Here is a 12,641-nt window from a genome sequence, read left to right as displayed (position 1 = left end):
CGCAGATTACGGGTTCGACCCCGTCGCCACCGGGCGCGACGGATCGCTGCACCATTCGCTCCATGAGCCGGCGTAGAGCGCGGCGCCCGCGAGGCCAGCGATCTCCATGGCCAATGCGTTGTGGCAGGCGGTCACGCCCGAGCCGCATTGCAGCATCGCGTCTTGCGGCTTGGCGCCGGCCAGCACGGCCGTAAAGTCGGCGCGCAGTTGGTCTGCCGGCTTGAACGTGCCGTCGGCCTGCAAGTTGTCGCGGAAGAAACGGTTGCGCGCGCCAGGGATGTGGCCGCCAACCGGATCGAGCGTTTCGTTTTCACCGCGATAGCGGTCGGGGGCGCGGGCGTCGACGACGGGCTTGTCGGCGTGGCCGAGGTATTTCTGCACGATCTCTGCCGTCACCATCTGCACGAGCGAGGGCTTGCGCGTGATGTTGCCGGGCGTGGCGTTGAGCTGCGGTTCTTCCGGCACGATCCGGTCGACGGGAAAGCGCGTGGCTTCCCAGGCCTGCAGGCCGCCATCGAGCACGGCCACATCGGCATGGCCGACCCAACGCAGCAGCCACCACAGGCGCGCCGCATACATGCTGCCCTGGCGGTCATACGCGACGACTTGCGTGTCGTCATTCACGCCCAGCGCCTGCAGGCGCGCGACGAGCGCCTCTGCGTCGGGCAGCGGGTGCCGACCGTTGGTGCCGGTTTTAGGGCCCGACAGTTCGTTGTCGAGGTGCATGTAGAACGCGCCCGGCACGTGGCTGGCGTGATACGCGTCGCGTCCCGCGGCGGGGTTGGCGAGGTCAAAGCTGCAATCGATGACGACGAGCGCCTCGGGCGCGCTCTGCTGCAGCGCGGCCAGTTGCGGCGCGGTGATGAGGGTGGCGTAGTGAGCGCGTTCGCTCATGGCAGCAATCTCCAGGGTCGATCAAACTTCCGGGTGAATCTCGGCTTCCGGGCCGGACACGGCGGTCTGCGGCGTCGGATGCTCGTTGCCCGACTGGCGGGCACGCATGACGGTGGTCACGATACCGCTGCCGATGATGAGCGCCATGCCCGCCCACGACAGCGCATTCAGGTGATCATTCCACAGCAACATACCCCAGCCGCTCGCAAAGACGATGCCGGTGTACTGCAGGTTCGCAGTCAGCAGCGTGTTGCCTCGCTTGTAGGCGCGCGTCATGGCGGTCTGGCCGAGCGTGGCGAGAAGCCCGACCGCCAGCAGCAGGCCTGCGCTATGCCACGTATGCGACTGGGCGCCGCCAATCAGCATCCACACGCCGCCGGCAATTGCGCTCACCAGTGAAAAGTAGAACACGATGCGTGCTTCGTTCTCGCCCAGGTCGCCCAGTTGGCGGACCTCCACATAGGCGAGCGCGGTAAACACGCCGGAGACCAGCCCGACCATGCCGCCGGCCAGTTGCGATGGCCCGCTGCCCACGCTCGGCTGCAGCAGGCACAGCACGCCGACGAACGACATCAGGATCGCGGCCACCATTTTCTTGTCGGCGCCCGCGGCCTTGCCGGCCATTGCGGCACCCGCGCCGATGATCAGCGCAATCCACACCGGCGACATGTAGTTCAGCGTCATGGCGGTGGCCAGCGGCAGCAGGCTGATCGACGTGAACCACAGCAGCAGCGACGTCACCCCGAACACGCTGCGCTTGATGTGCGCTGTGAGGTAGGGCGTGCGGATGCCCGCGCCGGTCTTGGCGAGGATGGCGCCCATCACGGTCATGCCGATCACGCTGCGGTAAAAGACGATCTCGCCCGTGCTGTAGTGCGCCGAGGCCAGTTTCACGCACACGCCCATCGCCGAGAAGGCGAACGCAGCGAGGATCATCCACAGCGATTGGCGGGAGGAGCTTTCAGCCGTCTGGGTGGCAGTCTGGGCAGCGGTTGCTGTGTCGGCGGGCATGGCGAGGGGAGCGGGCGAAAAAAAACGGTGCGGCCCGTCGGGCTGCACCGTTCCTATTGTGACGCGGAAGGGGGCGGATGCCTACCTTCCGTTGTTGCTTAGTAGTCCATCACGCGGCGATACCACTCGTGGAAGTGCTGCATGCCGTCCTCCATGGGGGACTGGTACGGGCCGACCTCGCTCGTGCCGCGCTTGAGCAGCGCCAGGCGCCCGGCGTCCATGCGCTCGGCGATCTCGTCGTCCTCAATGCACGTTTCCATATAGGCGGCGCGCTCGGCTTCAACGAATTCACGCTCGAACAGCACGATCTCTTCCGGGTAGTAGAACTCGACCACGTTGCGCGTCTTGGTCGGGCTCAGCGGGTGCAGCGTGGAGACCACGAGCACGTTCGGATACCACTCGACCATCACGTTCGGGTAGTACGTGAGCCACACCGCGCCGTACTTCGGCATCTCGCCGTTGTTGAAGCGGAGCACGGCGTCGTGCCACTTCTGGTAGGCCGGTGTGCCGGGCTTGCGCAAATTGGCGTGGATGCCGACGGTCTGCACGCTGTGCCACTCGCCAAACTCCCATTCCAGGTCGTCACACGAGACGAACTGGCCGAGGCCCGGGTGGAACGGCACGACGTGGTAGTCCTCGAGGTACACCTCGATGAAGGTCTTCCAGTTGTAGTTGCAGTCGTGCACCTCGACGTGATCCAGCATGTAGCCGGAAAAATCGAGGTCGCGCGCCACGCCCAGGCGGGCGAGGTCTTCGCGCACATCGCGCTTGCCTTCGAACAGCAGGCCGTTCCAGTTCTGCAGCGGCGAGCGCGACAGATGCACGCACGGTTGCCTTTCGAAGTGCGGCGCGCCCAGCAGGTCGCCCTTCAGGTCGTACGTCCAGCGATGCAGCGGACAAACGATGTTCTGGGCATTGCCGCGCCCATTGAGCATGATGGCCTGCCGATGCCGGCACACATTGGAAAGCAGTTCGACGCCGTTCGGATTGCGAACCAGCACGCGGCCCTCGGCCTCGGCGGCAAGCGTGTGATAGTCGCCGACTTCCGGAACCATCAGCTCATGGCCGACGTAACCGGGGCCATGTTTGAACAGACGTTCGATTTCAGTTTGATACAGCGCCTCGTCGAAGTAAGCAGAGACGGGCAGCTGGGTTTCAGACGGCACCAGATTCAGTGCGGCGCTGAGATTGGACATTATCCCCACTCCCAATAACGGTGAAAGCAGTGAACAACCCAACCATCGAAAAATTCGATGAAAAATTCGATTTGGGAAAGGACGCCATCGGCAGGTGGCGTAGGGTCTGTTGAGGTAGGAAACGAGCGCTGCCGGCCCCCGCTTGGGCCAACGACCATACGTTCAATGGGCCAACAGACCCAAACCATCGTGCGGAGCGGCGTACGCCGGCCCGGCCTTTGGAGGAAAGGGGGGGATTGTACCCCAGGGAAATTGATAAGTCCCTGATTTTCGAACCCTTTCCGCCGCCAGCTATTCGACCGTCAGATGGATGATGCCTCGCGTTGCGGCCACGAATCGTCATCTCGCACCCTGTGTGATGTGCGCAGAACGCACGCGGAATTGCCGTAAAATGCCGGATTGTCCTTTTCTGATTCGCAACCGGCATGCCCCGTGCCTCAAACGACGCCTCCAGCAGCGCGTCCGCCACGCCCTCCGCTACGCCGGCTTCCTATGAAGCGGCCATGGCCGAACTCGAAACCCTTGTCGCCAGCATGGAATCCGGTGAATTGCCGCTGGAGGCCTCGCTTGCGGCGTATCGACGCGGGGCTGAGCTGGTCAAGTACTGCCAGCAAGTGCTGGAACGCGTCGAGCAGCAAGTGCGCGTGCTGGACGGCGACGCCCTGAAGCCGTTGGGCGACGACTCCAGCGCGAGCGAGCAGGGCGACGCATGAGCGATTTCGCCCAATGGATGGCGTCCGTGGTCGCGCGGACGGAAAGCGCGCTCGAGCACACGTTGCCCGCCGAAACCGTCGCGCCGCAACGTCTGCACGCCGCCATGCGCTATGCCACGCTCGGGGCGGGAAAGCGCGTGCGTCCGCTGCTGGCCCACGCTGCCGGTGCGCTGGGCGATGCATCGTTGGAGGCGCTTGACGGCGTGAGCTGCGCGGTGGAAATGATCCACGCTTATTCGCTCGTCCACGACGACATGCCCTGCATGGACGATGACGACCTGCGCCGCGGCCGCCCCACCGTGCATCGCGCCTATGATGAAGCGACGGCTCTGCTGGTCGGCGACGCCTTGCAGACGCAAGCGTTCATCGTGCTGGCCGAGCTGGGCGCTGTTAGTTCCGCAACGCGGGCCGTGCTGGTCGGTGAATTGGCGCGTGCTTCCGGTTCGCTGGGGATGGCGGGCGGTCAGGCCATCGATCTGCAAAGCGTTGGCATCGCGCTGTCGCAGGACGAGCTGGAAGCGATGCACCGCATGAAGACCGGAGCGTTACTGCGGGCGAGCCTGCGGATGGGCGCGCTGTGTGCTGGCGTGAATGCCGCTGCCTTGGAGCATGTCGATGCATATGCGGGTGCTGTCGGCCTCGCGTTCCAGGTGGTCGACGACATCCTCGATGTGACGGCCGATACTGCAACGCTGGGCAAGACCGCCGGCAAGGACGAGGCCAACGACAAGCCGACTTACGTGTCCATCCTCGGGTTGGACAAGGCCCGGGCGCTGGCCGATCAGCTGCATGCTGCGGCGGGAGCGGCGGTCGCAGAACTGGCCCGCGAACTGGGCAAGGTCCGTACCGTCCGATTGGCCGAGATGGCCGACCTGATCGTGCGGCGTGGCCACTGAACAACATTGCATCGACGTTAGAAGTCTTTGCCAAAACGCCTGAGCGGCGGTCCCACATGACGTACGAACTTCTGAACACCATCGACGATCCGGCCGACCTGCGCCGACTGGACCGCCGCCAACTGGGGCCGCTGGCCAACGAGTTGCGCGCTTTCGTGCTCGATTCCGTCTCGCAAACGGGCGGCCACCTGTCGTCGAACCTGGGCACGGTCGAACTGACGATCGCACTGCATTACGTCTTCAACACGCCGGAAGACCGCATCGTGTGGGACGTCGGCCACCAGAGCTATCCGCACAAGATCCTGACCGGGCGCCGCGACCAGATGGGCTCGCTGCGCCAGCTGGACGGCATCTCGGGCTTCCCGCGCCGCAGCGAAAGCCCGTACGACACGTTCGGCACCGCGCACTCGTCCACGTCGATTTCGGCCGCGCTGGGCATGGCCCTGGGCGCCAAGACCAACGGTGAAGACCGCGTCGCCATTGCCGTGATCGGCGACGGTGCGATGAGCGCCGGCATGGCGTTCGAGGCGATGAACAACGCGGGCGTCTATAAAGACCTGCCGCTGGTGGTGGTGCTGAACGACAACGACATGTCGATCTCGCCGCCGGTGGGGGCGCTGAACCGCTATCTGGCGCGGCTGATGAGCGGTCAGTTCTACGCGGCCACCAAGAAGGGCGTGGAAAAGCTGCTGTCGGTGGCGCCGCCGGTGCTCGAGTTCGCCAAGCGCTTCGAGGAACACACCAAGGGCATGTTCGTGCCGGCCACGATGTTCGAGGAGTTCGGCTTCAACTACATCGGCCCGATCGACGGGCACGATCTTGAATCGCTGGTGCCGACGCTGCAGAACATCCGCCAGCGCGCGCGCGAAGGCGGCGGCCCGCAGTTCCTCCACGTCGTCACCAAGAAGGGCCAGGGCTACAAGCTGGCCGAGGCTGATCCGATCCTCTATCACGGCCCGGGCAAGTTCAATCCGCAGGAGGGCATCAAGCCTTCGGGGCGCCCAGCCAAGGTGACGTATACACAGGTGTTCGGCCAGTGGCTGTGCGATATGGCGGCCGCCGACAAGCGCCTTGTGGGTATCACGCCCGCCATGCGCGAAGGCTCGGGCATGGTGGAGTTCGAGCAGCGCTTTCCCGACCGCTATTACGACGTCGGCATCGCCGAGCAGCACGCCGTCACCTTTGCCGGCGGCCTGGCATGCGAGGGACTGAAACCGGTCGTCGCGATCTATTCCACGTTCCTGCAGCGCGGCTATGACCAGCTGATTCACGACGTGGCGCTGCAGAATCTGCCGGTGGTGTTTGCGCTGGACCGCGCAGGCCTGGTCGGTGCGGACGGTGCCACGCACGCAGGTGCGTACGACATCGCCTACCTGCGCTGCATCCCCAACATGATGGTGATGACGCCGGCCGACGAGAACGAATGCCGCCAGCTCCTGAGCACGGCCTTCGCGCAGGATTGCCCCACAGCCGTGCGCTATCCGCGAGGTGCCGGCACGGGCGTGGCGGTGCAGCCGACGCTGGAGCCGCTGCCGTTGGGCAAGGCCGAAGTGCGCCGCGCCTCGACGGCCCCGGCTGGCCAGCGTGTGGCGATTCTGGCCTTTGGCTCGATGGTGGCCCCGGCGTCGGCAGCGGCCGAGCGTTTGGACGCGACCGTCGTCAACATGCGCTTCGTCAAGCCGCTCGACGTGGCCTGCGTGCTGGAAATGGCCCGCACGCACGATTACGTGGTCACGGTAGAAGAAGGCTGCGTGATGGGCGGGGCAGGTAGCGCCTGCCTCGAAGCGCTGGCCGCCGCCGGTGTCGCCACGCCGGTCCTGCAGCTGGGCTTGCCTGACCGCTTTGTCGATCACGGCGATCATGCTGCGCTGCTGGCGCAATGTGGTCTGGACGCCAACGGCATCCTGGCGTCCATCCGCGAGCGTTTTGCCGTACAGCCGCGTGCTGCAGCTCCGCGCGTCGCCTGACGCATGAAGCACTTCTGGCGCTACCTCATAGGCAGAATCAATCACCCGTATTGCGGCTGCGGGTTTGAGTAGTTGACTGCAAAGGTAGGAAATTTCTTTTACACTCCGCCAGTCCTATTTCTGAATTTTGTGTGCGCAGTCGCGGGATGGGCCGATTCGATCACTTGAGGGGTGGTCAGCATCAGCCAGGTTCCGCGGTTTCACACTCGTTGCGTGCCGGCCGACTGCGATGGCCGGGCGACCGTAAAGGAAACCGATCATGAACGATATGAACCCGGCTTTCGCGATGCCGGACGTGCAGTCCAGCCACGATACCCGCCAGATTCCCATTCAGCGTGTTGGCGTGCGTGGTGTGCGTTACCCGATGTCGCTGCAGACGCCTTCGGGCGTGCAGAACACCGTCGGCACCTACAACCTCGACGTGCATCTGCCGGCCGACCAGAAGGGCACGCACATGTCGCGCTTCGTCGCGCTGCTTGAAGAAGAGCGCGAGCCGCTGAATCTGGCGCAGTTCCAGCTGCTGCTGGAAAAGATGCTGGAGAAGCTCGAAGCCGACGCCGGTCGTATCGAAGTCCACTTCCCGTATTTCGTCAGCAAGACGGCCCCGGTGTCGGGTGTGCAGTCGCTGATGGACTATGAAGTGACGATGATTGGCGAAGTGCGTGACGGCCACACCAAGGTCCGCGTCAAGGCGCTGGTGCCGGTGACGAGCCTGTGCCCGTGCTCGAAGAAGATCTCGCAGTACGGCGCGCACAACCAGCGTTCGCACATCACGATCGACGCCGAGCTGGCGGCCGATACGCCGGTCGAAGCGCTGATCCGCATGGCCGAAGAAGAAGCCTCGTGCGAACTGTGGGGCCTGCTCAAGCGTCCGGACGAGAAGTTCGTGACCGAGCGTGCGTACGAAAACCCGAAGTTCGTGGAAGACCTGGTGCGCGATATCGCCATGCGCCTGAACCAGGACGACCGCATCGTCGCCTACACGCTGGAAGCGGAAAACTTTGAGTCGATCCACAACCACAGCGCCTATGCGCTGATCGAGCGCGACAAGCGCACCGATAAGTAAGTAATCGACGCGCCGCCCCAAGAAAAAGCCGCTCAACCGAGCGGCTTTTTTCATGCCTGGTGGATGCGGATGTCTTCGAGGTCCCAGCGCGGCGTGACGCCGTAACCGTAGCCGTCCTGCACCTGGGTGGGATCAGCCTGCAGCCGCATCGCGCCGGCAAAGGCGATCATCGCGCCGTTGTCGGTGCAGAACTGCAGGTCGGGGTAATAAACGCGCAGGCCGCGCTTTTTGCCCTCGGCGTTCAGCACTTCGCGCAATTGGCGATTGGCGCCCACGCCGCCGGCCACGACGATGCGCTTGAGGCCATGCTCGCGTGCGGCGCGCAGCGTTTTCTTGACAAGCACTTCGACGATGGCGTCGACAAACGCACGGGCAAGATCCGCGCGCGGCTGGTGGCAGGTCTCGCTATCGGTCAGGTTGAGCTTGCGCACCTGGGTGAGCACCGCCGTCTTGAGGCCCGCGAACGAGAAATCGAAATTGCCCGAATGCAGCATCGGTCGGGGCAGGTCGAACACGCCCGGGTTGCCAAACTCGGCCAGCCGCGAAACGGCAGGGCCGCCCGGGTAGCCGAGGCCGAGCAGCTTGGCGGTCTTGTCGAAGGCTTCGCCGGCGGCGTCGTCGAGCGTCTCGCCGAGCAGCGTGTACTGGCCGACGGCATCGACGCGCATCAACTGCGTATGCCCGCCCGAGACGAGCAGCGCCAGAAACGGAAACTCCGGCCGGTCCGCCTCCAGCAACGGCGAGAGCAGGTGCCCCTCCAGGTGATGCACGCCTACGAGCGGTTTGCCGAGCGCAAACGCCAACGCATTGGCCACCGAAGCGCCGACGAGCAGCGCGCCGGCCAGCCCCGGGCCTTTCGTGTAAGCGATCGCGTCGATGTTCGCGCGCGTCGCCCCCGCTTTGCCCAGCACCTCTTCCAGCAGCGGAATCACGCGGCGGATGTGATCGCGCGAGGCCAGCTCGGGCACCACACCGCCGTATTCGCGGTGCATGGCGATCTGCGAATACAGCGCATGCGCGCGCAGGCCGGCATGGGTGTCGTACAGGGCGACGCCGGTTTCGTCACAGGAGGATTCGATGCCGAGGACCAGCATGGCAAGCGGGGCGTGAGGAATGCAATGGGAAGGCCGCCGAAGATAGCACAAGTTAAAATGCGCGGTTTCTTCGAGAATAGGGCGGCGCAGCGATCATGGTGCGGTGCGATGTAGCGGTGATCGGCGCAGGCGCGGCCGGGATGATGTGCGCGGCCGTGGCCGGGCAACGCGGTGCACGCGTGGTGCTGATCGACCACGCGACGAAGCTGGCCGAGAAGATTCGCATCTCCGGCGGCGGCCGCTGCAACTTCACCAACGTCAATGCGGGGCCCGCCAACTACCTGTCGAACAACCCGCACTTCAGCCGTTCGGCGCTGGCGCGGTACACGGCGCAGGACTTCGTCGGCCTCGTCTCCAGCTACCGCATCCCGTATCACGAGAAACACAAGGGCCAGCTTTTCTGCGACGACAGCGCGGAAGACATCATCCGCATGCTCCAAACGGAATGCGAGCGCGGCAATGTGATCTGGCGCACCGGCTGCTCGATCGCTGAAGTCGGCAAGGATGGCGAGGCCTATCGACTGTCGACCAGTGCGGGCGAGATCGTCGCCAGCAAGGTGGTGATCGCCACGGGCGGCCTGTCCATTCCCAAGATCGGCGCAACGGATTTCGGGTATCGCATCGCGCGGCAATTCGGCTTGAAGATCGTCGAGACGCACCCGGCATTGGTGCCGCTCACCTTCAATGCCGAGCATTGGGCGCCGTTTTCGGCGTTGTCGGGCGTGTCGATGGAGGTGGACGTGACCGTTGCGCAGCCGCCGGGCAAGGGCGGTCGTAAGGGGAGCGCGACGACCTTCCGCGAAGACTTGCTGCTTACCCATCGTGGGCTGTCCGGTCCGGCGGTGCTACAGATTTCCAGCTTCTGGAATGCCGGCCAGCCGCTTCTCATCGATCTGCTGCCGGACACCGACGCCGGGCCGTGGCTGTGCGACGAGAAATCCGGCTCACGCAAGCAGCTTGGTACGGTGCTGGCGCAGCGCCTGCCGGAACGCGTCGCGCAGGCCTGGTGCGCCACGCACGGTGCCAACCCGCACGCCCCGATTGCCGAGTTGCCCGACAAGGTGCTTCGCAGCCTTGGCGCGGCGCTGAACCGATGGGAACTGACTCCGTCGGGCAGCGAAGGGTATCGGAAGGCCGAAGTGACGCGCGGCGGGGTCGATACGCGCGCGCTGTCCTCCGCCACGATGGAGGCCCAATCGGCGCCCGGCCTGTACTTCATCGGCGAGGTGGTCGACGTGACGGGCTGGCTTGGCGGCTACAACTTCCAATGGGCGTGGGCTTCGGCTGTCGCGGCGGGAGAGGCCGCCTCCGCCCGCTGATTCCCCACGGATCGGTCCTGGAACTGTTCGGGTTCTGTGCTACGATCAGTGATCCATTTTTCCAAGTTTGCAACCCGCTGGACCACCGTCCAAGCGGGTTTTGCCGTTTATCGGAGTTCGGAATGTCGCAGTTGTCCCTCAAGGCCCAGATCACGGAAGACATGAAGGCGGCCATGCGCGCCAAGGAAACGGATCGTCTCGGCACGATCCGCCTGTTGCAGGCTGCCATCAAGCAGCGCGAAGTGGATGAGCGTATTGAGCTGGATGACGCTGCCGTGCTGGCCGTGATCGACAAGATGCTCAAGCAGCGCAAGGATTCCATCACCGCATTCCAGCAAGCCGGCCGTGAGGATCTCGTCGCCAAGGAAGCGGCGGAAGTGGCTGTGCTGCAGGTCTATATGCCCGCGCAGCTGTCGGAAGCCGAAGTCGACGCTGCGGTGCGTGACGCCGTGGCCAAGGTCGGTGCCTCGGGCCCGCAGGACATGGGCAAGGTGATGGGCGTCCTCAAGCCGGCGCTGGCTGGCCGTGCCGACATGACGCAAGTCTCGGCGCGCGTGAAGGCCGCCCTGACCGGCGCCTGAATCCCCACCACACTCGCCGCATCCAAGGGGCGCACCCCGCGTGATCCCGCAGCCGTTCATTGACGACCTGCTCAACCGCGTCGATATCGTCGACGTGGTGGGCCGTTACGTGCAGTTGAAGAAGGGCGGCGCCAACTTCATGGGGCTGTGCCCGTTCCATAACGAGAAGTCCCCGTCGTTCTCGGTATCGCCCACGAAGCAGTTCTATCACTGCTTCGGGTGCGGCGCGCATGGATCCGCGATCGGCTTCCTGATGGAGTTTTCCGGGCAGTCGTACGTCGAGGCCATCAAGGACCTCGCGCAGTCCGTCGGCATGGTGGTCCCCGAGGAGCGCGGTGGCTTGCCGCCCGCTGCGCGTGCCGAACAGCAAGCCAAGACCGTCGCGCTCGGCGACGTCATGGCCCGCGCCTGCGATCACTACCGCAAACAACTGCGCAGCGCGCCCAACGCCATCCAATACCTCAAGGGCCGCGGCCTGACCGGCGAGATTGCCGCGCACTTCGGTCTCGGCTACGCGCCGGACGACTGGCAATCGCTCGAAGCCGTGTTCGGTCCGTATCGCGAAGACGCCACTGCGGCACCGCTCATTGAAGCCGGCCTCGTCATCGAAAGCGAGAAGACGGGCGCCGATGGCTCGCACCGCCGCTACGACCGCTTTCGCGATCGCATCATGTTCCCGATCCGGAATACCAAGGGCGTGGTGATCGGTTTTGGCGGCCGCGTGCTGGGGCAGGGCGAGCCGAAATATCTCAACTCCCCCGAAACGCCGCTGTTCAGCAAAGGCACCGAACTGTACGGCCTGTTCGAGGCGCGCAACGCCATCCGCGAGTTCGACTACGTGCTCGTCGTCGAAGGTTATATGGACGTCGTCGCGCTGGCGCAGCTGGGGTTTGCCAATGCGGTGGCCACGCTGGGCACGGCCTGTACGCCCGTCCACGTGCAGAAGCTGCTGCGGCAGGTCGACACCGTCATCTTTTCGTTTGACGGCGATAGCGCCGGTCGCCGCGCCGCCCGTCGCGCGCTTGAAGCCTGCCTGCCGCACGCGACCGACAACAAGACGATCAAGTTCCTCTTCCTGCCCTCCGAGCACGATCCCGACAGCTTTGTGCGCGAAGAGGGCACCGAGGCCTTCGCCCGTGAAGTGCACAACGCGATGCCGCTGTCGCGCTTCCTGCTGCAGGCGGTGACCGAAGACCTCGACCTGCGCCAACCGGAGGGCCGGGCGCGCGCCCAATATGAAGCCAAGCCGCTGCTGAACGCCATGCCCGCCGGTGGACTGCGTCTGCAGATCGTGCGCGGTCTGGCCGAAATGACCGGCACCACACCCGCCGATATCGAAGCGCTGTGCGGTTTGCGCAGCGACCCAGCTCAAGCGGGCCGCATGACGCAAAAGCGGCCTCGCGTGGCGCGCACCGCACCTACGGCGCTTGAACAGAAGGTGCTGCGCCTCCTGATGCGCTATCCCGCGCTGGCCGCTCGGCTCGACGCCGATGCCCGTGCCCAGTTGACAGCGCCGCAATTGCCCCAAGGTGAGGTATTGGCGGCGCTGCTGGCCGAATGCGATGCTGCGGGTCCGGAAGTGCACTTCGGCGCCTTTGTGGAGCGCTTGGGCCAGACGCCCTACGCCGAAGCTTTCGCCGGATTGCGTGCGGCTGTGCTCCAGGACGACATCGAATTGGAGCCGGCCATGTCCGAATTCGACACCGCCGTACAAAAGATGCTCGCCGAGCCGCTGAAGCGGGAGCTGGAGATGTTGCAGCGCAAGATGGAAGCCGGTCATGCCGGCGACGACGACAAGGAGCGCATGCGCTGGCTGGTAGGCGAAATCAGCCGCCGCCGGCAGCTCGTGTAGCGCATGAGCCGCAGAGCCAAGCTCCAAGCGGGGCGGGCAATTGCGGGTAGCC

At 64.9% G+C, this 12,641-nt stretch carries 11 protein-coding genes; 7 read left to right on the top strand and 4 right to left on the bottom strand.

Features of this window, described 5'->3' with window-relative positions; genetic code table 11:
* Positions 1-6 precede the first annotated feature (6 nt).
* The 3 genes from R2676_RS00890 to R2676_RS00880 all read right to left on the bottom strand — a co-directional run bounded on the left by R2676_RS00890 (position 7) and on the right by R2676_RS00880 (position 3,101).
* Complete coding sequence (locus tag R2676_RS00890) at positions 7-894, bottom strand: sulfurtransferase (protein WP_206275089.1); 888 nt, start codon at positions 892-894, stop codon at positions 7-9.
* Between the two features lie 21 nt (positions 895-915).
* A complete protein-coding gene (locus tag R2676_RS00885) occupies positions 916-1,905 on the bottom strand; it encodes a DMT family transporter (protein ID WP_206275090.1) in 990 nt (329 codons plus the stop codon).
* Between the two features lie 98 nt (positions 1,906-2,003).
* Positions 2,004-3,101 carry an aromatic ring-hydroxylating oxygenase subunit alpha gene (locus tag R2676_RS00880; protein ID WP_206275091.1) on the bottom strand — a complete coding sequence of 366 codons (1,098 nt, stop codon included), beginning with the start codon at positions 3,099-3,101 and terminating at the stop codon, positions 2,004-2,006.
* 425 nt (positions 3,102-3,526) lie between these two features.
* On the opposite strand from R2676_RS00880, the gene R2676_RS00875 reads away from it, so the two are divergent.
* From R2676_RS00875 to folE2, 4 genes are all read left to right on the top strand, one after another.
* Positions 3,527-3,814 (top strand): exodeoxyribonuclease VII small subunit, encoded by a 288-nt coding sequence (locus R2676_RS00875; RefSeq protein WP_206275092.1) that lies wholly within the window; start codon positions 3,527-3,529, stop codon positions 3,812-3,814.
* Positions 3,811-4,710: a polyprenyl synthetase family protein gene (locus tag R2676_RS00870; protein ID WP_206275093.1), complete on the top strand. Its 900-nt coding sequence runs from the start codon at positions 3,811-3,813 to the stop codon at positions 4,708-4,710. The genes R2676_RS00875 and R2676_RS00870 overlap by 4 nt, the downstream gene beginning before the upstream one ends.
* 56 nt (positions 4,711-4,766) lie before the next feature.
* Complete coding sequence (dxs, locus tag R2676_RS00865; protein ID WP_206275094.1) at positions 4,767-6,677, top strand: 1-deoxy-D-xylulose-5-phosphate synthase; 1,911 nt, start codon at positions 4,767-4,769, stop codon at positions 6,675-6,677.
* Between the two features lie 259 nt (positions 6,678-6,936).
* Entirely contained in the window at positions 6,937-7,743 is an 807-nt protein-coding gene (gene folE2 / locus R2676_RS00860; RefSeq protein ID WP_102066512.1) for a GTP cyclohydrolase FolE2, read from the top strand.
* 50 nt (positions 7,744-7,793) lie between these two features.
* On the opposite strand, the gene tsaD is transcribed toward folE2, so the two are convergent.
* Positions 7,794-8,837 carry a tRNA (adenosine(37)-N6)-threonylcarbamoyltransferase complex transferase subunit TsaD gene (gene tsaD / locus R2676_RS00855; protein ID WP_206275095.1) on the bottom strand — a complete coding sequence of 348 codons (1,044 nt, stop codon included), beginning with the start codon at positions 8,835-8,837 and terminating at the stop codon, positions 7,794-7,796.
* 95 nt (positions 8,838-8,932) lie between these two features.
* Here tsaD and R2676_RS00850 point away from each other — a divergent pair, with 95 nt between their 5' ends.
* From R2676_RS00850 to dnaG, 3 genes are all read left to right on the top strand, one after another.
* A complete protein-coding gene (locus R2676_RS00850) occupies positions 8,933-10,156 on the top strand; it encodes a BaiN/RdsA family NAD(P)/FAD-dependent oxidoreductase (RefSeq protein WP_206275096.1) in 1,224 nt (407 codons plus the stop codon).
* Between the two features lie 131 nt (positions 10,157-10,287).
* Positions 10,288-10,737, top strand: coding sequence for a GatB/YqeY domain-containing protein (locus R2676_RS00845; protein WP_316856740.1), 450 nt, complete (start codon positions 10,288-10,290; stop codon positions 10,735-10,737).
* A 40-nt stretch (positions 10,738-10,777) separates the two neighbouring features.
* Positions 10,778-12,589 carry a DNA primase gene (gene dnaG, locus R2676_RS00840; protein WP_206275098.1) on the top strand — a complete coding sequence of 604 codons (1,812 nt, stop codon included), beginning with the start codon at positions 10,778-10,780 and terminating at the stop codon, positions 12,587-12,589.
* The last annotated feature ends 52 nt before the right edge of the window (positions 12,590-12,641 follow it).

It is taken from the genome of Ralstonia flatus (assembly GCF_958439105.1).
Taxonomy (GTDB): Bacteria; Pseudomonadota; Gammaproteobacteria; order Burkholderiales; family Burkholderiaceae; genus Ralstonia; species Ralstonia flatus.
The sequence above is the reverse complement of the archived record's forward strand: the minus strand, read 5'-3'. Positions and strand labels throughout refer to the sequence as shown.

What these genes read in the sequence shown, in the direction of transcription:
- R2676_RS00890 (WP_206275089.1), bottom strand. Translation starts at nt 894, where the DNA reads ATGAGCGAACGCGCTCACTACGCCACCCTCATCACCGCGCCGCAACTG.
- R2676_RS00885 (WP_206275090.1), bottom strand. Translation starts at nt 1,905, where the DNA reads ATGCCCGCCGACACAGCAACCGCTGCCCAGACTGCCACCCAGACGGCT.
- R2676_RS00880 (WP_206275091.1), bottom strand. Translation starts at nt 3,101, where the DNA reads ATGTCCAATCTCAGCGCCGCACTGAATCTGGTGCCGTCTGAAACCCAG.
- R2676_RS00875 (WP_206275092.1), top strand. Translation starts at nt 3,527, where the DNA reads ATGCCCCGTGCCTCAAACGACGCCTCCAGCAGCGCGTCCGCCACGCCC.
- R2676_RS00870 (WP_206275093.1), top strand. Translation starts at nt 3,811, where the DNA reads ATGAGCGATTTCGCCCAATGGATGGCGTCCGTGGTCGCGCGGACGGAA.
- dxs (WP_206275094.1), top strand. Translation starts at nt 4,767, where the DNA reads ATGACGTACGAACTTCTGAACACCATCGACGATCCGGCCGACCTGCGC.
- folE2 (WP_102066512.1), top strand. Translation starts at nt 6,937, where the DNA reads ATGAACGATATGAACCCGGCTTTCGCGATGCCGGACGTGCAGTCCAGC.
- tsaD (WP_206275095.1), bottom strand. Translation starts at nt 8,837, where the DNA reads ATGCTGGTCCTCGGCATCGAATCCTCCTGTGACGAAACCGGCGTCGCC.
- R2676_RS00850 (WP_206275096.1), top strand. Translation starts at nt 8,933, where the DNA reads ATGGTGCGGTGCGATGTAGCGGTGATCGGCGCAGGCGCGGCCGGGATG.